The sequence below is a fragment of the Rhodococcus sp. X156 genome (assembly GCF_004006015.1).
GTDB lineage: Bacteria > Actinomycetota > Actinomycetes > Mycobacteriales > Mycobacteriaceae > X156.
In genome coordinates, this window is sequence record NZ_CP034766.1 from 1766045 (window position 1) to 1788494 (window position 22450).

Annotated in this window: 20 protein-coding genes and 1 pseudogene; 7 read left to right on the plus strand and 14 right to left on the minus strand. The window is 72.5% G+C overall.

All coding sequences use genetic code 11. The features are described 5' to 3' along the window. Window positions 1–64: 64 nt before the first annotated feature. A complete protein-coding gene (locus ELX43_RS08315; RefSeq protein ID WP_127782964.1) occupies window positions 65–646 on the minus strand; it encodes a TerD family protein in 582 nt (193 codons plus the stop codon). A 245-nt stretch (window positions 647–891) separates the two neighbouring features. Between ELX43_RS08315 and ELX43_RS08320 the strand changes: the two genes are divergently transcribed. Together ELX43_RS08320 and ELX43_RS08325 are read left to right on the plus strand one after the other, a co-directional pair. After that, complete coding sequence (locus ELX43_RS08320; RefSeq protein ID WP_127782965.1) at window positions 892–2298, plus strand: acyl-CoA synthetase; 1407 nt, start codon at window positions 892–894, stop codon at window positions 2296–2298. A gap of 74 nt (window positions 2299–2372) precedes the next feature. Continuing rightward, the gene (locus tag ELX43_RS08325) at window positions 2373–3047 is read left to right on the plus strand and encodes a HEAT repeat domain-containing protein (protein WP_127782966.1); all 675 of its coding nucleotides are present in this window, start codon (window positions 2373–2375) and stop codon (window positions 3045–3047) included. Window positions 3048–3135: 88 nt separating this feature from the next. On the opposite strand, the gene ELX43_RS08330 is transcribed toward ELX43_RS08325, so the two are convergent. From ELX43_RS08330 to ELX43_RS08345, 4 genes are read right to left on the minus strand one after another with little or no spacing between them, the layout of a single operon-like run. Beyond that, window positions 3136–5052: an NAD+ synthase gene (locus ELX43_RS08330; RefSeq protein WP_127782967.1), complete on the minus strand. Its 1917-nt coding sequence runs from the start codon at window positions 5050–5052 to the stop codon at window positions 3136–3138. Further along, complete coding sequence (locus ELX43_RS18205) at window positions 5049–5837, minus strand: NUDIX domain-containing protein (RefSeq protein ID WP_127782968.1); 789 nt, start codon at window positions 5835–5837, stop codon at window positions 5049–5051. The genes ELX43_RS08330 and ELX43_RS18205 overlap by 4 nt, the downstream gene beginning before the upstream one ends. Further along, window positions 5834–6463 (minus strand): isochorismatase family protein, encoded by a 630-nt coding sequence (locus tag ELX43_RS08340; protein ID WP_127782969.1) that lies wholly within the window; start codon window positions 6461–6463, stop codon window positions 5834–5836. The genes ELX43_RS18205 and ELX43_RS08340 overlap by 4 nt, the downstream gene beginning before the upstream one ends. 47 nt (window positions 6464–6510) lie before the next feature. Continuing rightward, the gene (locus tag ELX43_RS08345) at window positions 6511–7881 is read right to left on the minus strand and encodes a nicotinate phosphoribosyltransferase (RefSeq protein ID WP_127782970.1); all 1371 of its coding nucleotides are present in this window, start codon (window positions 7879–7881) and stop codon (window positions 6511–6513) included. A gap of 352 nt (window positions 7882–8233) precedes the next feature. Between ELX43_RS08345 and ELX43_RS08350 the strand changes: the two genes are divergently transcribed. From ELX43_RS08350 to ELX43_RS08365, 4 genes are all read left to right on the plus strand, one after another. Continuing rightward, entirely contained in the window at window positions 8234–9673 is a 1440-nt protein-coding gene (locus ELX43_RS08350; RefSeq protein WP_127782971.1) for a basic amino acid/polyamine antiporter, read from the plus strand. 39 nt (window positions 9674–9712) lie between these two features. Next, a complete protein-coding gene (locus tag ELX43_RS08355; RefSeq protein WP_127782972.1) occupies window positions 9713–12088 on the plus strand; it encodes an excinuclease ABC subunit UvrA in 2376 nt (791 codons plus the stop codon). A 94-nt stretch (window positions 12089–12182) separates the two neighbouring features. Then, window positions 12183–13193 (plus strand): ATP-binding cassette domain-containing protein, encoded by a 1011-nt coding sequence (locus tag ELX43_RS08360; RefSeq protein WP_127782973.1) that lies wholly within the window; start codon window positions 12183–12185, stop codon window positions 13191–13193. Continuing rightward, a complete protein-coding gene (locus ELX43_RS08365) occupies window positions 13190–14056 on the plus strand; it encodes an ABC transporter permease (protein ID WP_127782974.1) in 867 nt (288 codons plus the stop codon). The genes ELX43_RS08360 and ELX43_RS08365 overlap by 4 nt, the downstream gene beginning before the upstream one ends. Before the next feature lie 17 nt (window positions 14057–14073). Here ELX43_RS08365 and ELX43_RS08370 read toward each other — a convergent pair whose 3' ends face one another. From ELX43_RS08370 to ELX43_RS08400, 7 genes and pseudogenes are all read right to left on the minus strand, one after another. Continuing rightward, window positions 14074–15204 carry a steroid 3-ketoacyl-CoA thiolase gene (locus ELX43_RS08370; protein ID WP_164860617.1) on the minus strand — a complete coding sequence of 377 codons (1131 nt, stop codon included), beginning with the start codon at window positions 15202–15204 and terminating at the stop codon, window positions 14074–14076. After that, window positions 15201–16058: an SDR family oxidoreductase gene (locus ELX43_RS08375; RefSeq protein WP_127782976.1), complete on the minus strand. Its 858-nt coding sequence runs from the start codon at window positions 16056–16058 to the stop codon at window positions 15201–15203. The genes ELX43_RS08370 and ELX43_RS08375 overlap by 4 nt, the downstream gene beginning before the upstream one ends. Window positions 16059–16193: 135 nt before the next feature. Beyond that, the gene (locus tag ELX43_RS08380; RefSeq protein ID WP_164860618.1) at window positions 16194–17009 is read right to left on the minus strand and encodes an SGNH/GDSL hydrolase family protein; all 816 of its coding nucleotides are present in this window, start codon (window positions 17007–17009) and stop codon (window positions 16194–16196) included. A 164-nt stretch (window positions 17010–17173) separates the two neighbouring features. Then, entirely contained in the window at window positions 17174–17347 is a 174-nt protein-coding gene (locus ELX43_RS08385) for a dihydrofolate reductase family protein (protein ID WP_127782978.1), read from the minus strand. Between the two features lie 66 nt (window positions 17348–17413). After that, window positions 17414–18409: pseudogene (locus tag ELX43_RS08390) on the minus strand (alpha/beta hydrolase); the annotation flags it as partial. After that, window positions 18366–19199, minus strand: coding sequence for a mycofactocin-coupled SDR family oxidoreductase (locus ELX43_RS08395; protein WP_127782979.1), 834 nt, complete (start codon window positions 19197–19199; stop codon window positions 18366–18368). The gene ELX43_RS08395 and the pseudogene ELX43_RS08390, both read right to left, overlap by 44 nt. Next, the gene (locus ELX43_RS08400) at window positions 19199–20008 is read right to left on the minus strand and encodes a mycofactocin-coupled SDR family oxidoreductase (protein ID WP_127782980.1); all 810 of its coding nucleotides are present in this window, start codon (window positions 20006–20008) and stop codon (window positions 19199–19201) included. The genes ELX43_RS08395 and ELX43_RS08400 overlap by 1 nt, the downstream gene beginning before the upstream one ends. Before the next feature lie 178 nt (window positions 20009–20186). Here ELX43_RS08400 and ELX43_RS17995 point away from each other — a divergent pair, with 178 nt between their 5' ends. Then, on the plus strand, window positions 20187–21017 hold the full coding sequence (locus tag ELX43_RS17995; protein ID WP_127782981.1) for a TetR/AcrR family transcriptional regulator: 831 nt from the start codon (window positions 20187–20189) through the stop codon (window positions 21015–21017). Here the strand turns inward: ELX43_RS17995 and ELX43_RS08410 are convergent. Both ELX43_RS08410 and ELX43_RS08415 read right to left on the minus strand, forming a co-directional pair. Next, window positions 20948–21673 carry a class I SAM-dependent methyltransferase gene (locus ELX43_RS08410; protein ID WP_127782982.1) on the minus strand — a complete coding sequence of 242 codons (726 nt, stop codon included), beginning with the start codon at window positions 21671–21673 and terminating at the stop codon, window positions 20948–20950. The two genes, ELX43_RS17995 and ELX43_RS08410, sit on opposite strands and share 70 nt — an antisense overlap. Continuing rightward, window positions 21670–22410 carry an ABC transporter ATP-binding protein gene (locus tag ELX43_RS08415; RefSeq protein WP_241249887.1) on the minus strand — a complete coding sequence of 247 codons (741 nt, stop codon included), beginning with the start codon at window positions 22408–22410 and terminating at the stop codon, window positions 21670–21672. The genes ELX43_RS08410 and ELX43_RS08415 overlap by 4 nt, the downstream gene beginning before the upstream one ends. Window positions 22411–22450 lie beyond the last annotated feature (40 nt).

Consider the following 22450-nt stretch of genomic DNA (forward strand, 5'->3'; position numbering starts at 1 on the left):
CTGATGCACAACAGCACCCCACCCCAAACTGGGGTGAGGTGCCGTCGTAGCACGGAGGCGACTGTTACCCGGTCACGCCGTAGTCCTGCGTGATGCCCGCCAGGCCGGCCGCGTAACCCTGACCCACGGCGCGGAACTTCCACTCCGCCCCGTTGCGGTAGAGCTCGCCGAAGACCATCGCGGTCTCCACGGAGGCGTCCTCGGACAGGTCGTAGCGGGCCAGCTCGGTCTGGTCGGCCTTGTTGACCACGCGGATGAACGCGTTGCGGACCTGGCCGAAGGACTGCTTGCGGGCCTCGCCGTCGTAGACGGAGACGGGGAAGACGACCTTCTCGGCCTCGGCCGGAATGGTGCCCAGGTCCACGGTGATCTGCTCGTCGTCACCGGCGCCCGCGCCCGTGAGGTTGTCGCCGCTGTGCACGACAGCGTTCTCCGGCGAGGCCAGGTTGTTGTAGTAGACGAAGTGCTTCGGGGTGACCACCTTGCCGTCGGCTCCACAGACGATGGCGCACGCGTCGAGGTCGAAGTCCTCGCCGGTGGTGGTGCGGGCGTCCCAGCCCAGGCCGACCGTGACGGCGGTGAGCCCCGCTGCGCCAGCCTGCTTGGTCAGCGAGATGTTGCCGCCCTTGGTGAGAGAAACTCCCATGTGGTGCACGCTCCTTTGGGGTGCTGCCCCGGCGCAGGAGTGCGGACCGGGGTGTGGTGCTGTTCCTACCGTGCTTGTGCTGCGGCGGTTTCCGCCAGCCTCTCACCGATTGGTGAGGGTTTGGGTCAGCGCGCGCCCTGTGCCGGTGCATTTCTGCGGAACGACACCGGCGGCGCAGTGTCTAGGATCTGCCTCCAGTGGTGGTCCGCCGGATTACCGCCCCCACCAGCCCGGGAAGGTCCGCCGTGCCCCTGCTCAGCTCGTTGTCCGGGGAGCTCGACGACTCGGCGGCCGCGGTCACCGTCGGCGACAGGTCCGTGTCCCGCGAGCAGCTGCTCGCCGCGGCGACGGCGGTGGCCACCGAGGTCGCCGGGGCCAGCAGCGTGGCCATCGACGCCCGTGCCGAGCTCGAGACGGTGGTGGCGGTGACCGGGTGCCTGCTCGCCGGTGTTCCCGCGGTCCCGGTCCCGCCGGACTCCGGTGAGCGCGAGCGGCAGCACCTCCTGGCCGACTCCGGTGCGCAGCTGTGGCTGGGCGCGCCGCGGGACGACGTGCAGGTCCCGGTGGTGCCGGTGGACGCCCGGGCCAGGTCCGCGGCGTCGCTGCCTGCTGTCGACGAGGACGCGCCCGCCCTGATCGTCTACACCTCGGGCACCACGGGCGCCCCCAAGGGCGTGGTCCACTCCGGACGATCCGTCGCCGCCTGCCTGGACGGTCTGGCGTCGGCGTGGCAGTGGACCGCCGAGGACACCCTTGTCCACGGCCTGCCGCTGTTCCACGTGCACGGACTGGTCCTCGGCGTGCTCGGTGCGCTGCGGGTCGGCTCTCCCCTGGTGCACACCGTCCGGCCCACCGCCCAGGGCTACGCCGCCGCGCCGGGAACGCTGTACTTCGGGGTGCCGACCGTGTGGTCGCGCATGTGCGACGACGCCACGGCGCTCCAGGGCCTCGCCCACGCGCGGCTCCTCGTCTCCGGCAGCGCACCCCTGCCGGTGTCGGTGTTCCAGACCCTCGCCGCCGCAACGGGAAAGGCCCCGATCGAGCGGTACGGGATGACCGAGACCCTGATCACCGTGAGCACCAGGTTCGACGGAGAGCGCCGGCCCGGCTGGGTGGGCACCCGGCTCGACGGTGTGCGAACGCGCCTGCGCGCGGAGTCCGGTGCGCTCGCCCCGCACGACGGAACCTCCATGGGCCAGCTCGAGGTGCACGGCCCCACCCTGTTCGACGGCTACCTCAACGCCCCCGAGCGCACCACCGAGGTGATGGGCGACGACGGCTGGTTCGCCACCGGAGACATCGCGGTGATCGACCCGGGCGGGTTCCACCGCATCGTCGGGCGTGAGTCGGTCGACCTGATCAAGTCTGGCGGCTACCGCATCGGCGCCGGTGAGGTGGAGCACGCCCTGCTCGTCCACCCCACCGTGCGCGAGGTTGCCGTGGTCGGCGTGCCCGACCCTGACCTCGGCCAGCGCATCGTCGCCTACGTGGTGGGTGAGGGGTGCGACGAGAAGACCCTCATCGACTTCGTCGCCACCACGCTGTCCGTGCACAAGCGCCCCAGGGCGGTGCGGGTGGTGAGCGCACTCCCCCGCAACGAGATGGGCAAGGTGCAGAAGAAGGCACTGATGGCCGAGGGCGGCAGCAGCTGACCCCGAAAACCCGGTGCGCTCAGCGCCCTGCCCTCCCTACCCTGTGGTGAACGCGCAGCAACGGAGGTGACGGCATGGGCACGGAGCACGCGAGCGCCGAGCACGCCCCGTTGCTCCGGGCACTGCAGGACGTCAGCTCCTCGACCAGGCTGCGCGCGGCGCTGGCGGCCGGTACCCGGCCCGACCCGCGGCTGGTGGACCCGCTCGTCGCCCGGTGCGCGACCGAGCCGGACTTCTTCGTCCGCGACATGCTCACCTGGGCGCTGACCCGCCACGAGCCCGCGACCACGGTTCCCCGGCTGGTCGCGGAGCTGGGCTCGGACACCGACCAGGCCCGCAGCCAGGCCCTGCACACGCTGTCCAAGATCGGTGACCGCAGCGCCTGGCCCGCCGTCACCCGAGCACTGCTGACCGACGCCGACGACGAGGTGGCCCGCACCGCGTGGCGAGCCGCCGTCGTGCTGGCGCCCGAGGACGAGACGCCGGAGCTGGCACGGGTGCTGGGCAGCCAGCTCGGGCGTGGGAGCCGCGAGGTGCGGCGGAGCCTGAGCCGCGCCCTGGTGGCCCTCGGGGACGTCGCCTCGCCGGTGCTCGAGGGTGCGACCACCAGCTCCCGTCCAGCAGTGCGCGTGCACGCGATCGCCACCCAGCACCTGCTGCGCGACCCGGACGCAGGGTTCGACCACGCGCTGGCGCACGCAGAAGACGTCGCTGCGCTGGGTCCTGCCCAGGCGGGTGAGGCTGGGTGAACCTGCAGGACCTGGCGCGGCTGCGCCGAGTGACGCCAGCGGCGCACCGTGGCCGAGATGATGGCCAAGGGCACCTACGCGGCCCAGCTCAGGCGGGCGCCAGGGCGACGGCGTCATCCTCGGTGGTCGGGGTGGTCCGCGACCTCTCCGGTGCCCGATCGTGGCTGGGCGTCGCGCGCCAGGCCGAGGCGATCGGCATCCGCCGGTCGCGGCCGAACGCCAACCGGGTCAGCTTGATGCGCGGGCCGGCCTGGCGACGCTTCCACTCGCTGGTCTCGATCAGCCGCAGCACCCGCCGCACCAGCGCGTCGGCCGCACCGGCGTCCATGCCGCCCTCGACCAGCAGCTGCACGCACTCATCGGGGGTGGCGTGCTCCTCCAGGAAGGCGGCGAGCACCGGGTCCAGCACCTCGTACGGCGGCAGGCTGTCGGAGTCCAGCTGCCCCTCGGCGAGCTCCGCCGACGGTGGCTTGGTCAGGGTGGAGGCCGGGATCGGCGGGGTCTGGCCCAGGCTGGTCGCGTGGGCGTTGCGCCAGCGGGCCAGGGCGTACACCCCGGGCATCACCGTGCCGTCGGAGTAGGTGACGGTGGACTTCCAGGCGTCCCCGACGGGGTTCGGGGCCGTGCCCAGGGCGTCCCCACCGACGGTCATGTAGCCCACCGCCGACTCGGACTTGTTGCCGGTGGTCAGCAGCAGCAGGTCGTGGGTGTTGGCCAGCGCCATCAGCGTGACCGCCCGCATCCGGGCCTGCAGGTTCTCCTGCGCGACGGCGAAGCCTGCCGGGCGCTGCCCGTCAGGGGCCTGCAGCAGCGCGTCCAGGGTGTCCAGGCGCTCGCCGACCGCGCCGCCGATCGGCACGACGTCGAAGCGCATCCCGAGGTTGTCCGCCAGCGCCTGGGCGTCGTCGACGCTGCCTCGTGAGGAGTACGGGCCGGGCAGGCCCACGCCCCACACGTTGTCCGGGCCGAGGGCGTCACAGGCGATGGTCGCGACCAGGGCGGAGTCGATGCCGCCGGACAGGCCCAGCACCGCGCGGGTGAAGCGGGTCTTGGCGAAGTACTCGCGCAGCCCGAGGACAGCGGCGGAGTACACCGCCTCCTCCCCCGTCAGCCCCGGGGCGCAGCCCGGCGCCGGCAGCGGTGGACGGGCCCCGGGCTGGGCCGGCACCGCCGCGGCGGGAGTGACGTGCAGCGGGCGGGGTTCTCCCACGGGCACGTCGAGGATGAGCAGGTCCGGGGTGAACGCGGCAGCGCGGGCGAGCAGGGCGCCGTCCGGGCCGGCGACCAGGCTGGCACCGTCGAAGACGATCTCGTCCTGGGCGCCGACGGTGTTGACGTAGGCGACCGCGCAGCCGGTGCGGGCCGCGGCGTCGCAGACCAGCTGCTCGCGCAGCGCGGCCTTGCCCACGTGGAACGGGCTGGCGTTGAGCACCACGATCGCCTGGGCGCCGTCGGCGGCGGCAGCGTCGACGAGGGCGTCGTCCCATAGGTCCTCGCAGATCAGCACGGTCACCTGTACGCCGGCGACGGTGATCAGGGTGGTCTGCTGCGGGCCGGGGGCGACGTGGCGGGCGTCGTCGAAGATCGCGTACGTCGGCAGGCGGCGCTTGGCCACGGCGGCCAGCACCGCGCCACCGTGCACGGCCACGGCGACGTTGCGGATCGGGCGGGCCAGGGCGTCCAGACGTCCGGGCGTCGCGGCGGCCTCCCCGGCGGCGGGCAGGTCGGCGGTGTGCATCGGCGCGCCCAGCAGCGTCAGGCACGACCCGGACGTGGTGGCGAGCTGGTTGACGGTGGCGGCGGTGGCGGTGAGCAGGTCCGGCATGGTCAGCAGGTCCTCCAGCGGGTAGCCGCTCAGGTGCATCTCCGGGGTCAGGCACAGGTCGGCGCCGGCGCGCTCGGCGGCGGCCATCGCCGCGCTGGCGGTGGCGGCGTTGGCGGCCAGCGCACCGACCTGCACCGGCAGCTGGGCCAGCGCGATCCGCAGGGTCGTCGGGGTGCTCATCGGGTCTGCTCCTGCTCGGTGGGGGGACGGTTGTGGGTGCGCATCAGCGGGGGCATCAGCGCGGTGGCGGTCCCGGCGGAGTACAGGGCGGCGGGGCGGCCCGCGGTGGTGCGCTTCGGGGCGTCGACAGGGGTGAGGAAGCCGTCGATGCTCAGCACCTTGCGGCGGAAGTTCGCCGGGTGCAGGGGGTAGCCCCACACGGTCTCGTAGACCTTGCGCAGCTGGGCGATGGTGAACGTGGGCTCGCAGAACGCCGTCGCGATGGTGGTGTACTCCAGCTTGGCCGCCGCCCGCTCGACGGCGTCGGTGAGGATCTGGTCGTGGTCGAAGGCCAGGTGCACCCCGGTCTCGGCCAGCGCCCGCAGCGGCACGAAGCGGGCGGTGGTGGCGTCGGTGCCGGCGACGGGGTCGGCGGCGTTGGGCACCAGGGCCAGGTAGGCCAGCGACAGCACCCGGGTGCGCGGGTCGCGCCCCGGCGCGGTGTAGGTGCGCAGCTGCTCCAGGTGGGCGTAGGTGCCGGTCTCCTCGGCCAGCTCGCGGGCGGCGGCGGTGTCGGCGTCCTCGTCGGGCTCCAGGAAGCCACCGGGCAGGGCGAGGTGGCCCTTGAACGGGTGGTCGCCGCGGGTGATGAGCAGCGCACACAGCTCGTCGTTGCGGATGGTCAGCACGACGACGTCCACCGTCACCGACGGGCGGTCGTAGGCGGAGGGGTCGTAGCGAGCGAGGAAGGCCTCCTCGGTGTCGGTCTCCCCCACCGGGCGGGCGGGCCGCTTCGGGGTGCTCATGCCGGCACCGGAAACGCGGCGGTGCTGGGCAGGTAGGTGGCGCCGGCGCCCAGCATCGTGTGGCGGGCGGCGTGACCCATCTCGAAGGTCACCGGCACCGTCAGGTCCGACAGCACGCGCACCCGGAAGCCGTGGCGCAGCGCGGCCAGCACCGTCGCGAACACGCAGTGGCTCTCGGCGATGCCGAAGACGTCCACGTCGGTGACGCCGGCGGCGCGCAACACGTCCACCGCTGCGGTGCCGTCGGTGGTCGCCCCGTCGAACAGCGAGTAGGCGGCCTCGTGCTGGCCCTTGAGGATGCGCACGTCGATGCGGGCGTTCGCCAGCGCCGGGTGCAGCTCGGCGTTGGGAGTGCCGGCCACGCCGTGCGGCGGCCAGGAGTCGACGAAGTCCGGGGTCGCCGAGAAGTGGTCGCCCGGGTCGACGTGGTAGTCCTGGCTGGTCATCACCAGGTCGTAGTCACCGTCGTGGGCGGCGAGAAACGCCGCGCCGCGGGTGCAGACGTCGTTGCCGCCGGCGACGGGCAGCTCACCGTCCTCGCAGAAGGTCGGCTGGCAGTCCACGACCAGGCAGGCCCGCACGACCGTGGTGGCCTCGCTGGGGGTGTCGGTGGTGTCGGTGGTCATGACGGTGTCCTTTCCGGTGGTCGTGGTGCTCGGGGGCGGGGCGGTGATCACTGCTCGCCGCCGATCAGTCGGGGCGCGCCGGGAGCCAGGTCCAGGTCGTCGGTGGTGAGCTCGGCCATCGCCCCGCGGTGGTGGGCGCGGATGTCGTCGATGCTGGGGTTGTGCACCCGGACCCCGTCGCGCACGACGGGGACCTGCAGGGCGCGACCGGTCGGCACCGCGGCGGTGACGTCGCTGATCAGGTAGCGGGTGGTGACGTGCTCAGCCACGGCGACGCCGTCGTCGTCGAGGATGCGGCGGGCCCGCTTGCGGCCGCCGACGCTGGCCTTGCTGCTGCTGCGCTTGGCCACCGGGCGCAGCGCCGTGTCCAGGCCCGGCTCGTCGGCGATCGCGACCAGCTTGAACACCATCTCCGCCGTCGGTGCACCCGAGCCGGTGACCAGGCGGGTGCCGACGCCGTAGCCGTCGACCGGGACCTCGGCCAGCTCGGCGATGGTGTGCTCGTCCAGGTCGGAGCTGACCACGATGCGGGTGTTCACCGCACCGAGGGCGTCCAGCAGCTCTCGGGCTGCGGGCACCTCCACCCGCGGGTCCCCGGAGTCCAGGCGCACCCCGCCGAGGTCGGTGCCGGCGACCTCCACAGCGGTGCGTATGCCGGTGGGGATGTCGTAGGTGTCCACCAGCAGCGTGGTGGCAGTGCCCAGGGCGGCGACCTGGCTGGCGAACGCCGCCCGCTCGTCGCGGTGGGCCAGGGTGAAGGCGTGCGCGGCCGTGCCGGTGGTGGGCACGCCGTAGACGTCGCCGGCCTGCAGGTTGGAGGTGGCGGTGAAGCCGGTGAGGTAGGCGGCGCGGGCGGCGGCGACCGCGGCCTGCTCCCCGGTGCGGCGCGAGCCCATCTCGATCAGGGTGCGTCCACCGGCGGCGTGCACCATGCGGGCAGCGGCGGAGGCGATCGCGCTGTCGTGGTTGAGGATCGACAGGGCCAGGGTCTCCAGCAGCACGCACTCGCCGAAGGTGCCCTCGATGGTCAGCACCGGCGAGTGAGGGAAGTACACCTCGCCCTCCTGGTAGGCGTCGATGTTGCCGCTGAAGCGGTAGGCGCGCAGGTAGTCCGCAGTGGCGTCGTCGACCACGCCCCGCGCCGCCAGCTTGTCCACCTGGGCGTCGGTGAAGCGGAAGTGCGCCAGGGCGTCGAGGAAGCGGCCCAGTCCCGCGACGACGCCGTAGCGGCGCCCGGTGGGCAGCCGGCGGGCGAAGAGCTCGAAGACCGCGCGGTGCTCGGCGACGCCGTCGGCGATGGCGGCCTGCAGCATCGTCAGCTCGTACTGGTCGGTCAGCAGTGCGGTGGACGGGGCCTGGGTGACCTCGGCCTGGGCGACAGGGGCCTGCTCGGTGGCGGTCAGCGTGCCTGTGTTCATGTCCCACTCCTTCGTCTCACGGTGATTCCCACTTTAATCTCATAGTGAGTCAAAGGGGAAGGGGGAACCTCTGCGGCCGGGCGGCCGGCCGTCGGCCCGCGCGCCGGCTGGCCCCGCGCTCCACCCGCTCGACCTGCGTCGCGACACGGCCTGAATCCGCAGGTCAGGGCACTGGTGGCGGCGAGCACCCTCCGTCCTGGCCGTGGCGGGCAAGGCTTCTCGCCTCGCGGATGGAAGTGATGCACATCACGACGTGGGCGTCGGCCGGACAAGGGCAGGGAGGCCGGATCAGCCGCCCTCCGGCGCGCGAGTACAACTGAGCGGACACGATCGCACGCGCTTCAGGAGTGGTATGGCATCGACGGAGACGACGGTCGCGCGCACCCCCACGCTGTCGATGCTGACGCTGACGGCACTGGTCGTCGGGTCCATGGTCGGGGCGGGGGTGTTCTCCCTGCCCGGTCGCTTCGCCTCCGAGACGGGGGTGGCCGGTGCGTTGATCGTGTGGGGCATCGCCGGCTCCGGGACGCTCATGCTCGCGCTGGTCTTCCAGAACCTGGCGATGCGCAAGCCGGAGCTCGATGCCGGGGTGTACGCCTACGCGAAGGCCGGCTTCGGCGAGTACCTGGGCTTCTTCTCCGCGTTCGGCTACTGGGCCAGTGCGTGCGTGGGCAACGTGACCTACTGGGTGCTCATGACGTCCACCGCGGGGGCGGTCTTCCCGGGCCTCGGGTCCGGCGACACGCCCCTGGCGGTGGCGGTCAGCTCCGCCGGCGTGTGGGTGTTCTACCTGCTGGTGCGGCGCGGTGTCCGGGAGGCTGCGGCCATCAACCGCGCGGTGACCGTGGCCAAGCTGGTCCCGATCGTGGTCTTCGTCCTGCTGGCCCTGTTCGTGCTGGACCCCCAGGTGTTCGTCGACAACTGGTCCGGGTCGGGCGGGCTGGGCACGCTCCCGGAGCAGGTCCGCGCCACCATGCTGGTCACGGTGTTCGTCTTCCTCGGGGTGGAGGGGGCCAGCGTCTACTCCCGCCACGCCCGCCGCCGCAAGGACGTCGGACGCGCCACCGTGCTGGGGTTCCTGGTGGTGCTGTCGATCTTCGCCTCGGTCACCATCGTCTCCTACGGGGTCCTGCCCGCCGCGGAGATCGCCGCCCTGCGGCAGCCGACGATGGCGGGCATCCTCGAGGAGGCGACCGGCGAGTGGGGCGCCGTGTTCATCAGCGTGGGCCTGCTCGTCGCCGTCCTGGGCGCCTACCTCGCCTGGACGCTGATGGCGGCGGAGGTCCTCTACGTGGCCGCGGCCGACCACGACATGCCCCGCTTCCTGGGGCGGGCGAACACCGCGGGCGTGCCCGGTCCGGCACTGCTGATGTCCACCCTCCTCGCCCAGGTGGTGCTGCTCCTCACGATGTTCTCCGAGGACGCCTTCACCTTCGCCCTCAACCTCACCAGCGCCCTGGTCCTCGTCCCGCTCCTGCTCGCGGCCGCCTACGCGCTCAAGCTCGCCGTCACCCGGGAGACCTACACGGAGCGACCCCAGGGTCACGCCCGCGAGTACGCCGTGTCGGCGCTCGCCACGCTGTACGTCACGTTCCTGCTCTCGGCGGCCGGCGTGGACCTCCTGCTGCTCTCCTTCATCGTCTACGCGTGCTCCACGCTGCTGTTCGTGATGGTGCGCCGCGAACAGGGCCGCAGGGTGTTCGCGCCCCGCGAGCTGGTCATCTTCGGCATCTCGCTGCTCGGTGCCGCCGCCGGCGTCGCGGGACTGGTGATGGGCTGGATCGACCTCTGACGCACCCCACAGCGGTGCTGCCACCGCTAGCGTGACGCCATGAACCTCCCCACCCCCGACACGCACGTGGCCGACACCCACGACGTGATCCGGGTGCACGGTGCCCGGGAGAACAACCTCAAGAACGTCGACGTCGAGATCCCCAAGCGCCGGCTCACGGTGTTCACCGGCGTCTCCGGCTCGGGCAAGAGCTCGTTGGTGTTCCACACCATCGCCGCAGAGTCGCAGCGGATGATCAACGAGACCTACAGCTCCTTCGTGCAAGGCTTCATGCCCACGCTGGCCCGGCCCGACGTGGACCTGCTGGATGGGCTGACCACCGCGATCATCGTGGACCAGCAGCGCATGGGAGCTGACCCCCGCTCCACGGTGGGCACCGCCACTGACGCCAACGCCATGCTCCGCATCCTCTTCAGCCGGCTCGGCCAGCCGCACATCGGCTCCGCCCAGGCGTACTCCTTCAACGTCGCCTCCCTCTCCGGTGCCGGCGCGGTGACCGTGGAGCGTGGCGGGAAGCAGACCAAGGAGCGGCGCAGCTTCAGCATTACCGGCGGCATGTGCCCGCGCTGCGAGGGCCGCGGCTCCGTCACCGACGTCAACCTCTCGGCGCTCTACGACGACAGCTTGTCGCTCAACGAGGGTGCTCTCACCATTCCCGGCTACAGCATGGACGGCTGGTACGGCCGCATCTTCCGCGGCTGCGGCTGGTTCGACCCGGACAAGCCGATCCGTGACTACACCACCAAGGAGCTCGACGCCCTCCTGCACAAGGAGGCCACCAAGATCAAGGTCGAGGGCATCAACCTGACCTACCTGGGCCTGATCCCGCAGATCCAGAAGTCCATGCTGGCCAAGGACGTCGACTCCATGCAGCCGCACATCCGCGCCTTCGTGGAGCGGGCCATCACCTTCACCACCTGCCCGGACTGCGACGGCACCCGGCTCAACGAGGGTGCCCGCTCGTCCACCATCAACGGCAAGAGCATCGCCGACCTGTGCGCGATGCAGATCAGCGACCTCGCCGCCTGGGTGGGGGCGCTGGACGAGCCGTCGGTGGCGCCGCTGCTCACCGGGCTGCGCCACCTGCTCAGCTCCTTCGACGAGATCGGGCTGGGCTACCTGTCCCTGGACCGGCCCTCGGGCACGCTCTCCGGCGGCGAGGCGCAGCGCACCAAGATGATCCGCCACCTCGGCTCCTCCCTCACCGACGTCACCTACGTCTTCGACGAGCCCACCACGGGCCTGCACCCGCACGACATCGAGCGCATGAACAACCTGCTGCTGCGCCTGCGGGACAAGGGCAACACGGTGCTCGTGGTGGAGCACAAGCCGGAGACCATCGTCATCGCCGACCACGTGGTCGACCTCGGCCCCGGTGCCGGCACGGCCGGCGGCAGCGTCTGCTTCGAGGGCACCGTCGAGCAGCTGCGCAGCAGCGCCACCACCACCGGCCGCCACCTCGACGACCGGGTGTCGCTGAAGCAGGAGGTGCGCTCCCCCACCGGTGCCGCGTCGATCCGAGGCGCGAGCGCGCACAACCTGCGCGACGTCGACGTCGACGTGCCCCTGGGCGTGCTGGTGGTGGTGACCGGGGTGGCCGGGTCGGGCAAGAGCTCGCTGATCCACGGCTCCCTGGCCGCCCGCGAGGGGGTGGTGGCGGTGGACCAGGGGGCCATTCGCGGCTCCCGCCGGAGCAACCCGGCCACCTACACCGGCCTGCTCGACCCCATCCGCAAGGCCTTCGCCAAGGCCAACGGCGTCAAGCCCGCCCTGTTCAGCGCCAACTCCGAGGGCGCCTGCCCCACCTGCAACGGGGCCGGCGTCATCTACACCGACCTGGCGATGATGGCCGGCGTGGCCACCACCTGCGAGAGCTGCGAGGGCAAGCGGTTCCAGGCCGACGTGCTGGAGCACCACCTGGGCGAGCGCGACATCAGCGAGGTGCTGGCCATGCCGGTGGCCGAGGCCGAGGAGCTCTTCAGCACGGACGGTGCCGCCAGCGTGCCTGCCGCCCACCGGATCCTGGTGCGCCTGCGGGACGTGGGGCTCGGCTACCTCACCCTGGGTCAGCCGCTGACCACGCTGTCCGGCGGCGAGCGGCAGCGGCTCAAGCTGGCCACCCACCTGTCCGAGAAGGGCGGGGTCTACATCCTGGACGAGCCGACCGCCGGCCTGCACCTCGCCGACGTGGACCAGCTGCTCGGTCTGCTCGACCGGCTCGTGGACTCTGGCAAGTCGGTGATCGTCATCGAGCACCACCAGGCAGTGATGGCGCACGCCGACTGGATCATCGACCTCGGCCCGGGTGCCGGCCACGACGGCGGGCGGGTCGTCTTCGAGGGCACCCCGGCTGACCTGGTCGCCGCCCGCAGCACCCGCACCGGCGAGCACCTCGCCGCCTACGTCTCCGGCTGACCGAGGCTCGCCGGGGCGCCGACCGATGAGTTGCTCCTGCCCCAGGCGTCTCAGGGAGGACGGAGCACCACCGCCCCCTTCCTGAGGAGCCCGGATGACGACTGACCGGAAACCACCGCCAGCCTCGGACGAGCTGGCCATCGAGACCCACGACCTGCTCAAGCTGTTCGGCACCAACCGTGCGGTCGACGGCATCGACCTGGCCATCCCGCGGGGCGGGGTGCACGGCTTCCTCGGGCCCAACGGCGCCGGCAAGACCACCACCATCCGGATGCTGGCCACCCTGACCCGGCCCGACGGCGGCACCGCCCGGGTGCTCGGGCGCGACGTGGTCGCCGAGGCCACCGCGGTGCGCAGCCGGGTGAGCCTCACCGGGCAGTTCGCGTCGGTGGACGAGGACCTCACCGGCTGCGAGAACCTGCGGCTCATCGCGCGGCTGTTCGGTTACTCCCGGGCGGGCGCGGTTCGGCGGGCCAACGAGCTGCTCGAGGCGTTCGGCCTCGGCGAGGCAGCCAACCGGCAGGTGAAGAAGTACTCCGGCGGCATGCGGCGACGGATCGACGTGGCGGCCAGCATCGTGGTCACTCCGGAGCTGCTGTTCCTGGACGAGCCGACCACCGGTCTCGACCCGCGCAGCCGCAACGAGGTGTGGGACATCATCCGGGCGATGGTGGACACCGGCACCACGGTGCTGCTGACCACGCAGTACCTGGACGAGGCCGACCAGCTCGCCGACCGCATCAGCGTCATCGACCACGGCACGGTGATCGCCGAGGGCACGCCGGGTGAGCTCAAGGCCTCCGTGGGGTCCGGCTCGCTGCAGGTTCGCGTGCTCGACCGTGACGACCGTCCCGCCGCCCGGCAGGTGCTCGAGCGCGAGCTGGGCGTGGCGGTGCGGGAGGAGACCGACCCCACTGCGCTCGGGGTGCAGGTGGACAGCACCGCGCCGGTGCCGCGGGCGCTCGGTGCCCTGCAGGAGGCGGGCATCGAGCTCGCCCAGTTCGCGCTGGGCCAACCCACCCTCGACGAGGTGTTCCTGTCGCTCACCGGCCACGCCGCCGTCGAGGCAGGCAACGACGACGCCGACCAGGAGGACGCGGCATGACCATCCAGGCGGGCACCACCGCACACGGAGATCCCGCGCAGGACCCAGCGCAGCAGCCGCAGAGGTCCACCATCGTCGCGGCGCTGGCCAGCAGCGAGCGGCCCACTCCCCCCGGGCCGCTGGCCACCTCGCTCACCTTCGGCTGGCGGGCGCTGCTCAAGATCAAGCACATCCCCGAGCAGCTCTTCGACGTGACCGCGTTCCCCATCATGTTCACGCTGCTGTTCACGTTCCTCTTCGGTGGCGCGCTGGCCGGCAGCACCGAGGACTACATCCAGTTCCTGCTGCCCGGCATCCTGGTGCAGGGCGTCATCATGATCACGATGTACACCGGCAGCACCCTGCGCACCGACATCGACCGGGGGGTCTTCGACCGTTTCCGGTCGCTGCCCATCTGGCGGCCCTCGGCACTGGTCGGGATGCTGCTGGGGGACGCGGTGCGCTTCACCATCTCCTGCGTGGTCACCATCACGCTGGGTCTCATCCTCGGGTGGCGCCCGGACAGCGCCGTCGGCGTGGTGCTCGGCGTGCTGCTGATCCTGGTGTTCGCCTTCGGCCTCAGCTGGGTCTGGACGTTCCTGGGCCTGCTGCTGCGCACGCCGGGGGCGGTGATGGGCGTGAGCATGTTCGTCATCACTCCGCTCACCTTCGGCAGCAACATCTTCGTCGACCCTGCCACCATGCCGGGCTGGCTGCAGGCCTTTGTGGACGTCAACCCGGTGACGCACCTGGTCACCGCCGTGCGCGCGCTGATGGGCGGCACGCCGGTGGGCTCCAGCGTGTTCTGGACGCTGTTCGCGGCTGCGGTGTGGACGGCGTTCTTCGGCTCGCTGACCATGTGGCGCTACCGCGACGCCAGCTAGCGCCGTCGAGACTGGGCTCAGAGGCGCTCGAGCACCAGGCAGGTGGTCGCCGCGGAGGCACAGATCGCCACCAGCGCGGTCTGCTGGTTGGTGCGCTCCAGCTCCTCCAGCGCCGTGGCGATCACCCGCACGCCGGTGGCGCCCGCGGGGTGGCCCAGCGCGATGGCACCGCCGTTGACGTTGAGCTGCTCGGCGTCCAGCCCGTGCGCCCGGGCGAAGGACATCGGCACCGAGGCGAAGGCCTCGTTCACCTCGAACACGTCGATGTCGCCGATGGACATGCCGAGGCGGCCCAGGACCGTGCGGGAGGCGGCGATGGGCCCGTCGAGCATCAGCTCGGTGTCGCCGCCCACCACGCACTGGCCAAGGATCCGCGCCCGCGGGGTGACGCCCAGCGCGCTCGCCCGCTCGCGGGACATCAGCAGGGCGGCACTGGCACCGTCGGAGACCTGCGAGGACGTGCCCGCGGTGTGCATCCCGCCGTCCTTCACCGGCCGCAGCCGCCCGAGCAGCTCCATGCTGGTCTCCCGCAGCCCCTGGTCCCGGCTGACCGTCTCCCCGTCCGGCCGCGTCACCGGGATGATCTGCCGGGCAAAGCGATCAGCGTCCCACGCGGCCCGGCCGCGCTCCTGGGAGCGGAGACCGAAGGCGTCCAGGTCCTCGCGGGTGAAGCCGTTCTTGGCCGCGATGCGGTCGGCGGCGGTGTACTGGTCGGGCGTGACCAGCGACCAGCTCTCCGGCCGGGGGGTGCCCAGGCCCTTGCCGGACTTGGCGGTGAGCGGCACTCGCGACATCAGCTCGACGCCGCAGGAGACGCCGACCTCCACCGCGCCCACCGCGATCTGACCGGCCATCAGCTGCACGGCCTGCTGGGCGGTGCCGCACTGGGCGTCGATGGTGGTGCAGCCGGCGCCGTGCGGCAGCCCGGCGTGCATCCACGAGGTGCGGGTGACGTTGCCGAACTGCTCGCCGATCGGCGTGACGCACCCACCGATCACCTGGTCGACCGTCTCCGGGTCCACCCCGGTGCGCTCCAGGACGCCGCGCTGGGCCAGGCCGAGCAGCTCGGCGGCGTGCATCGACGACAGCCAGCCCTCTCGCCGCCCGAACGGTGTGCGGGCGAGGTCGACGATCACGGGTTCCATCACGGGGCTCCTTCAGCGGGGCGGGTCTCGAGGGGCCGGGCATCCAGCCCGTGCACGGTCAGCTGCCACTCCCGCAGCAGGTCCAGGCTCACGCCCGTGCGGCCGGTGACGTCCTCTGGACAGGCACAGAGCGCGGTGACCGCCTCCACCACCTGCTCCATGGACTCCACCTGGTCGGGGCGGATGGTGTCACCGACCAGCGCGGCCGCACCCTCGCTGAGCACCGCCGCTCGGGGTTGCACGGTGTTCACCCGGATGCCGGTGCCGTGCACCTCCGCGGCCATGCCGTTGGTGATCCGGTTCAGGGCCGCCTTGGACCCCGCGTACACCGCCAGCGCCGTGCCAGGCTCGACGAGGGTGAATGGCGGCCCTTCCTGCAGCCGGGCACTGGCGCTGGAGAGGTTGACGATCCAGCCCTGCCCGCCCGCGCGCATGCCGGGCAGCGCCTGCTGCATGAGGTCCAGCGGTGCGTGCACGTTCACCTCGAACACCAGTCGGCTCCGCCGCAGCGGGAAGTCGGCCAGGGGCTGGTAGATGGCCGCCGCCGCGTTGTTCACCAGCACGTCCACCGGGCCACCGAGCTTCTCCGACGCCAGCGCAACCAGGGTGGCACGGGCGTCGGCGTCGGTGAGGTCCGCGGCCAGCACCGCGACCGTGGTGCCGTACCGCGCGAGTCGCTGCACCGTCTCGGAGAGGCTGCCGCTGAGGTGGTCGTGCTCGTGCAGGGTGCGGGCGGTGATCACCACGTCGGCGCCCTCGGCGGCGAGGCGCTCGGCGACCGCTGCGCCGATGCCCCGGCTGGCTCCGGTGACCAGGGCGCGGCGGCCGGTGAAGCGTCGCTGGGTCGTCACCGTCACTGCATCTCCTCGTCGGGCGGGCCACGGTGGTGCGCAGCCAACCACCAGAGCAGTTGAGCGGGCGCTTGGTCAACGTAGCAGCGCCGGCCCGTCCCCTCGCAGCCCGTCTCACGCAGCGGCCGGGTCAGCCGTCGTTCAGCCTTGGGCTGCGCGCACGACGGCCGTTGCGGATGCCGCCATCCCGGCGTGGTTGGGGTGCAGCGCGACGCCCTCGTGCACGAGGGCCGGACCCTCCATCCACTTGATCCCCGGCTGCTGGCACGCGTCGTGACCCACGCTCGGGGTGTAGGTGTCCACGAAGGTCGCCGCATTGGCGGCGGCCCGCGCCCGGAGCATGGTGTTCAGCTCGCGAACCACCCCCGACAAGTACGGCATGTCGCCGGGCCCGTAGGGGCCGTCGGGGCAGGCCGACGGCTGGTCGGGCACGACCGCCGGCACCCCCACCACCAGCACCTTGGCCCGGGGGGAGCGCTGGTGGATCGCCTGCAGGGTCTGGTCGAGGGACCCGGCCTGCGCGTGCAGGTGGCTGCCGACCAGGTTGAAGCCGAGCGGGTTGAGCAGCACGGTGCAGGGCGCCCCGCCGGGGGCCAGCCACTGCAGGTAGGCGCAGACCTGGATGGTCCAGAGCACGTAGGAGTCGTTGAGCCCCAGGTTCAGCGTGACCAGGTCGGTGTCTGGCCGCAGGGCGTCGAGCTGGGGCCCGCGGCTGCCTGGCTGGACGCCGGCCATGTGCTCCACCCGCGCCCCCGAGCAGGTGGCGTTGGTGAACGTGGTGGCGCCCAGGGCGCGGGCCGCGATCTCGGGATAGCCCTGACCGCGGCCGCAGGCGCCGTCGGTGATCGGTGCCAGACCCGGCCCGGCGGCGAAGGAGTCGCCCAGGGCGACGTAGCGCAGCGTGCCGGCTGCCTCTGCGTGCAGCGGCGCACCCAGCCCCAGGATCAGTGCGACCACAGCAGAAATGACAAGACGGATCATCAGGTGCCCCCCGGCATCCCCCCAGCGAGGTCCCCACCTCGCTTCCCCATGCGTACACAGTGGACCGTACGGGGACGGTGCGTGATGCTGCAGGGTTTTTGCCGGTCAGGCCGGACTTTCAGACGCTCCGTAGCGGAACATCACCACTCCGTTGCAGAAGGTCGTGGTCGCAGCGGCGTCACCCACGTGCGCAGCCCAGTGGCGGGGAACAGCGGTCGGCCGGCAGCAAGGATCACCGGGCTGACGTGGAGCAGGTGCTCGTCGATCAGGCCGAGCTCACGGAAGGTGGCGGCCAGCGAGGCCCCACCCACCACCTGCCCCGGCTGGACTCCGCGGCGAGCTGGCGCACCTGAGCCGGGTCGGCCTCGGGCACCCGGGCGCTACCGGCCCAGCGCCTCGCGCGTCATCGTCCAGATCTCCTGCCGCGCCGGCTCGGTGAACGACAGCGCGGAGAAGGTCAGGAAGCCGTGGAACAAGCCGTCGAAGCGGCGGTGGAGCACCCGCACCCCGTCGGTGTCCAGCCGCTGCGCGTAGGCGTCACCGGAGGAGCACGGCGGGTCGAGCTCAGCGGTGACCACGACGGCGGGCGGCAGCCCGGCAAGAGTCTGGGCCCGAGTGGGCACGACCCGGGCGTCGGCGGTGCCGTGCGGGGCGTACTGCTGCCAGTACCACCGCATCGCCGACTCGGTGTTGTAGTAGCCGGTGCCGAACCGCTGGTAGGAGTCGGTCTCGAAGTCGTCGTCGATCACCGGGTACAGCAGCACCTGGGCGGCCACCGCCGGGCCGCCGCGGTCGCGGGCGGCGATGGCCACCGTGGCCGCAAGGTTGCCGCCGGCGCTGTCGCCGGCGAGCACCAGGCGCGTGGGGTCGCCGCCGTGCTCGTCGGCGTGCTTGGCCGCCCACTCCAGCGCCGCGTACACGTCGTCGTGGGCCGCGGGCGCGACGTGCTCGGGCGCGAGCCGGTAGTCCACCGACACCACCACCGCGCCCACCCCCTGCGCCATGGAGCGGCAGAGCTCGTCGTGGCTGTCGAGGTCGCAGAACACGAACCCCCCGCCGTGGGCGAACACGACCACCGGCAGGTCCGGCTGGTCCAGGTGCGGCCGGTACACGCGCAGCGCCAGGTCGCCACCGGGCCCGTCGATGGACACCTCGTGCACCGCGCGCATGTCCGGCTGGCGGGCCAGTGGTGCCCGCCGGGCCTGGATGGCCGCGCGCAGCTCGGTCGGCGGCACCGTGGTGACGTCGGGAAAGCCCGCGTTGAGCGTGGCGAGCATCGCCGCCACCTCGGGGTGCAGGGTGGGCTGGTCGGTCATCGCAGATCTCCTCGCTTCACTTGATGCAGTGCCCTGCGTCGACGGGCAGGGTGACGCCGGTGATGTAGCGCGCCTCGTCGGAAGCCAGGAACAGGCTGGCGTTGGCGATGTCCACCGGCTCGAGCATGGCCACGGGCAGCAGGTGCATCGACTGCACCCCGACCTCGAACTCCTCCTGTGTGGGCGAGGCCAGGTCGGGCCGGAAGGTGCGCATGGTGCCGGGGTTCTGGATCATCGGCGTGCGGGTGTTGGCTGGGTGCACGGTGTTCACCCGCACCTGGTGCGGAGCCAGCTCCTGGGCCAGCGAGCGCATCAGCCCCACCACCCCGTGCTTGGCCGCTGTGTAGTGGCCCACGCTGACCAGGCCGCGCAGCCCGGCGATGGAGCTGACCAGCACGATCGAGCCGCCGCGTCCGCCGTCGATCACGTGCGGGATGCCGGCCTTGCAGGTGCGCCACACGCCGGTGAGGTTGACGTCGAGCATCGTCTGCCACTGCTCGGCCCCCATCTCCACCGCCGGGCCCGAGGAGCTGATCCCGGCGGTGGCGCAGATGACGTCCAGGCGGCCCAGCCGGGCGACGCCGTCGTCGACCGCGGCGGAGAGCGCCTGCTGGTCGCGAACGTCGGCCTGGCCGGCGCAGATGGTGCGGCCGAGGGACTCCACCAGGCGGACGGTCTCCGCCAGGTCCGCGGGCGTGGCGGGCGGGGTGGTGGCGTGCTCGACGGGTGCACACACGTCCACGGCGATGACGTCGGCACCCTCCTCCGCGAACCGCACCGCCTGGGCGCGCCCGATCCCCCGCGCCGCGCCGGTGACCAGCGCGACCTTGCCCGCCAGCCGCCCGCTCATCAGGCCACCTTCTGGGTGAGTCCGGCGTCGACCACGAGCTGGAGCCCGGTGACGTAGCGCGACTCGTCGGAGGCGAGGAAGAGCACGGCGTTGCTGACGTCCTCCGCCTCCACCCACGGCACGGGCAGCAGGTTCTTGGCCGCGAGGACCGGGGCCACGTCGGCGACGGTCGGGCTCGCCAGGTCGGGGCGCAGCCGGGCGAAGGTGGCCGGGTTGAGCGTCATCGCGGTGGCGACAGCCCCGGGGTGCACGGTGTTCACCCGGATCGACCGCGGCCCCAGCTCGTTGGCCAGGGTCTTGGCCAGCCCGGTGACCGCGTGCTTGGCCGCCGAGTAAGGGGACGCGCCCCGCACGGCCTTGATGCCGGCGGTGGAGCTGACGATGACGACGGACCCGCCCGCGGGGCTCAGCGCGGCCACCCCGGCCTTGACGGTGTGCCAGGTGCCCGTGAGGTTGACGTCGAGGGACCGGTGCCACGCCGCGTCGTCGACCGTCCACGACGGCCCCGGGTTGTCGGTGATCCCCGCGTTGGCCACCACCACGTCGAGCGGCCCCAGCTCGCGAACCCCAGCGCTCACGGCGGCGGTGAGCGCGTCGAGGTCGCGGATGTCGGCGGTGCCGGTGACCACCCGGCGGCCGGTCTCGGCCACCAGGTCGGCCGTCGCCGCCAGGTTGGCCACCGACGCCGTGCCGGGCAGGTCCAGGGCGAGCACGTCGGCCCCCTCCTGGGCCAGGCGCACGGCGTGCACCCGTCCCATCCCGGTGCCGGCGCCCGTGACGAGCACCGTCTTGCCGGCCATGCGACTCATGTGGCTCCGTTCGTGGAGGACGGCACGCAGCGGTACCCGGGGGTCGGCCACCCCGACCGACTGACAGTTAGCAGTATTTCTAATCGAAACATGGGTGTCAACGGACACGTGGTCGTGTGACCGACTGCACGGTGCGCATGTTTGCAGTCACTGCAAGTAGGCGGCAAGACTCGTTCGCATGGGCAACGAACAGTCAGTTCCCCCGGGTCTGCGCGAGCGCACGAAGGAGGCCACCCGCGCGGGGCTGCAGGCTGCTGCGGTGCGGCTGGTGCTGGCGCACGGGGTGTCGGCGGTGACGGTCGAGGACATCGCCGCGTCCGCCAACGTCTCCGCGCGCACGTTCTTCAACTACTTCGCCAGCAAGGAGGAGGCGCTGCTCGGTCGAACCGTCGGCGTGTGCCAGTCAGCCGTGCAGGCGCTGCGCGAGCGCCCGGGCGAGGAGAGCCCCCTCGGCGCGGTTCGAGCACTGCTGCCCAGCCTGGTGGACGCCGTGGGCAGTGACCGCGCCACCTGGCGCGACCGCGCGGAGGTGGTGCGCGCCAACCCCCAGCTGCTGCCGCACCTGCTGCAGTGCTTCGTGGACGAGGAGCGGGCTGGCCGCTGCCGTCGCGGCGCGCACCGGGCTGCCGGCCGACCACGAGTACCCGGCCCTGGTGGCGGCGCACGTGATGGCCGCCTTCCGGGTCACCGTGGCCCGGTGGGCGCAGCCGGAGCCCACGGACTCGCTGCTCGACGCCCTCGGCCGCGCGCTCGCGAGCCTGGCCGCCGGGCTGCCGGCGCCGCAAGCGGCCGGTCGGTGACCACCGCGCCCACGCTCCGGTGGGCCTCCGCGCGCCCCGTGCTGCACCGGCTGCTCCGCGAGACGCTGCTGGTGGTGGGCCCGCCGCCAGCGCCGCCCCGCCCTGAGCGGTGCGGCCCTGAGCGATCGGCCCTGAGCGGTCAGCTCTTGCGGGCGCGGCCGGTGATGAGGTGCTGCACCTGCACCTCGTGGTTGGGCGCCACGCCGTAGCGCTGGTCCAGCTCGAGCATCCGGGTGAGCGGCGTGGCCGTCACCTGGTCGAAGCCGGCGGCCTCCACCGCAGCCACGGTGGCGTCGATGGAGGTGGCCTCGGCCAGCGGCAGCGACTGGCGGACCTGCTCGTCGTAGAGCCGCGCGAACTCGGGGCTGGCGCCGGTGTGCAGGCCCTGCGGGAACCAGGTGCTGTCCACCACGGCGAGCACTCCCCCGTCGCGCAGCAGCTCGTGCCAGCGGGTCAGCGCCTGGGCGGGGTCACGCAGCGTCCACATCACGTACCGGTTGACCACCGCGTCGAAGGAGCCGGCCGGGAAGTCCGGGGCCACCGCGTCGCCGCGCTCGAAGCGGGGCGGGTTGGTCATCCGCTCGGCGTGCTGGCGGGCGCGCCCGAGCATGCCCTCGGCCAGGTCGGTGCCCACCACCCGGTGGCCCAGGTCAGCGATGACGCGGGCAACGTAGCCACTGCCGGTGCCCACGTCGAGCACGTCCGCCGGAGCGGCCGGCAGTGCGTCGCGCCAGATGTCGGTCCACGCCGCACGGTCGGCCTCACGGCGCTCCGGGCGCTCCTGGTACTCGTCGTAGGGGGCGGAACGGGCGGTCCAGTACTCGTTCAGGTTGGCCTGGACGGTGCTCGGGTCGGTGCTGGTCATGCGGTCTGCTTCTCCTGGTGTGGGGACGGGTGCGGGCGGAAGGCGAGCTGGAACTGCTCACCCAGCGGGATGCGGCGAACGCCGACCTCGTAGACGGGCTCGAGGATCTCGGGGGTGAGCACCTCGTGCGGAGTGCCGGCGGCCACCACCTGGCCGTCGTGCAGCAGCGCCACCTGGTCGCAGTACAGCGCCGCGAGGTTCAGGTCGTGCAGCACCACCACGCTGGTGCTCTCCAGGCCACGGACCAGGTCCAGGATCTCGTGCTGGTAGCGGATGTCGAGGTGGTTGGTGGGCTCGTCCAGCAGCAGGTGGGTGGCCTGCTGGGTGAGGGCGCGGGCGATGAGCACCCGCTGCTTCTCCCCGCCGGAGAGCTCGGCGTACTGGCGGCCGGCCAGGTGCGCCACGCCCACCCGGGCCAGCGCGTCGGCGGCGATGCGGTGGTCCTCGGCGCGGTGGCGCTCGAAGGTCCCGCGGTGCGGCGTGCGGCCGAGCAACACCATGTCCGCCACCCGCAGGGGCAGGTCGCTGCTGTGCTCCTGCACCACCACGGCCACCTCGCGGGCGATCTGCCGCGCACCGAGGGCGGCGACGTCGCGGCCGTCCAGGTGCACGGCGCCGGCCGAGGGGCGCAGCGAGGCGTAGAGGGTGCGCAGCAGGGTGGTCTTGCCACTGCCGTTGGGGCCCAGCAGCCCCACCACCTGCCCCTGCTGCGCGGTGAGGTCGATGCCGGCCAGCACCTGCTTGCGCCCGTAGGCGAAGGCGACGTCGTGGGCGGTG

Bases quoted from the DNA above. Each gene is read 5' to 3' on its own strand.
- ELX43_RS08315 (WP_127782964.1), bottom strand. From the start codon at position 646: ATGGGAGTTTCTCTCACCAAGGGCGGCAACATCTCGCTGACCAAGCAG.
- ELX43_RS08325 (WP_127782966.1), top strand. From the start codon at position 2,373: ATGGGCACGGAGCACGCGAGCGCCGAGCACGCCCCGTTGCTCCGGGCA.
- ELX43_RS08330 (WP_127782967.1), bottom strand. From the start codon at position 5,052: ATGAGCACCCCGACGACCCTGCGGATCGCGCTGGCCCAGCTGCCGGTG.
- ELX43_RS18205 (WP_127782968.1), bottom strand. From the start codon at position 5,837: ATGAGCACCCCGAAGCGGCCCGCCCGCCCGGTGGGGGAGACCGACACC.
- ELX43_RS08340 (WP_127782969.1), bottom strand. From the start codon at position 6,463: ATGACCACCGACACCACCGACACCCCCAGCGAGGCCACCACGGTCGTG.
- ELX43_RS08345 (WP_127782970.1), bottom strand. From the start codon at position 7,881: ATGAACACAGGCACGCTGACCGCCACCGAGCAGGCCCCTGTCGCCCAG.
- ELX43_RS08350 (WP_127782971.1), top strand. From the start codon at position 8,234: ATGGCATCGACGGAGACGACGGTCGCGCGCACCCCCACGCTGTCGATG.
- ELX43_RS08355 (WP_127782972.1), top strand. From the start codon at position 9,713: ATGAACCTCCCCACCCCCGACACGCACGTGGCCGACACCCACGACGTG.
- ELX43_RS08360 (WP_127782973.1), top strand. From the start codon at position 12,183: ATGACGACTGACCGGAAACCACCGCCAGCCTCGGACGAGCTGGCCATC.
- ELX43_RS08365 (WP_127782974.1), top strand. From the start codon at position 13,190: ATGACCATCCAGGCGGGCACCACCGCACACGGAGATCCCGCGCAGGAC.
- ELX43_RS08395 (WP_127782979.1), bottom strand. From the start codon at position 19,199: ATGAGCGGGCGGCTGGCGGGCAAGGTCGCGCTGGTCACCGGCGCGGCG.
- ELX43_RS08400 (WP_127782980.1), bottom strand. From the start codon at position 20,008: ATGAGTCGCATGGCCGGCAAGACGGTGCTCGTCACGGGCGCCGGCACC.
- ELX43_RS17995 (WP_127782981.1), top strand. From the start codon at position 20,187: ATGGGCAACGAACAGTCAGTTCCCCCGGGTCTGCGCGAGCGCACGAAG.
- ELX43_RS08410 (WP_127782982.1), bottom strand. From the start codon at position 21,673: ATGACCAGCACCGACCCGAGCACCGTCCAGGCCAACCTGAACGAGTAC.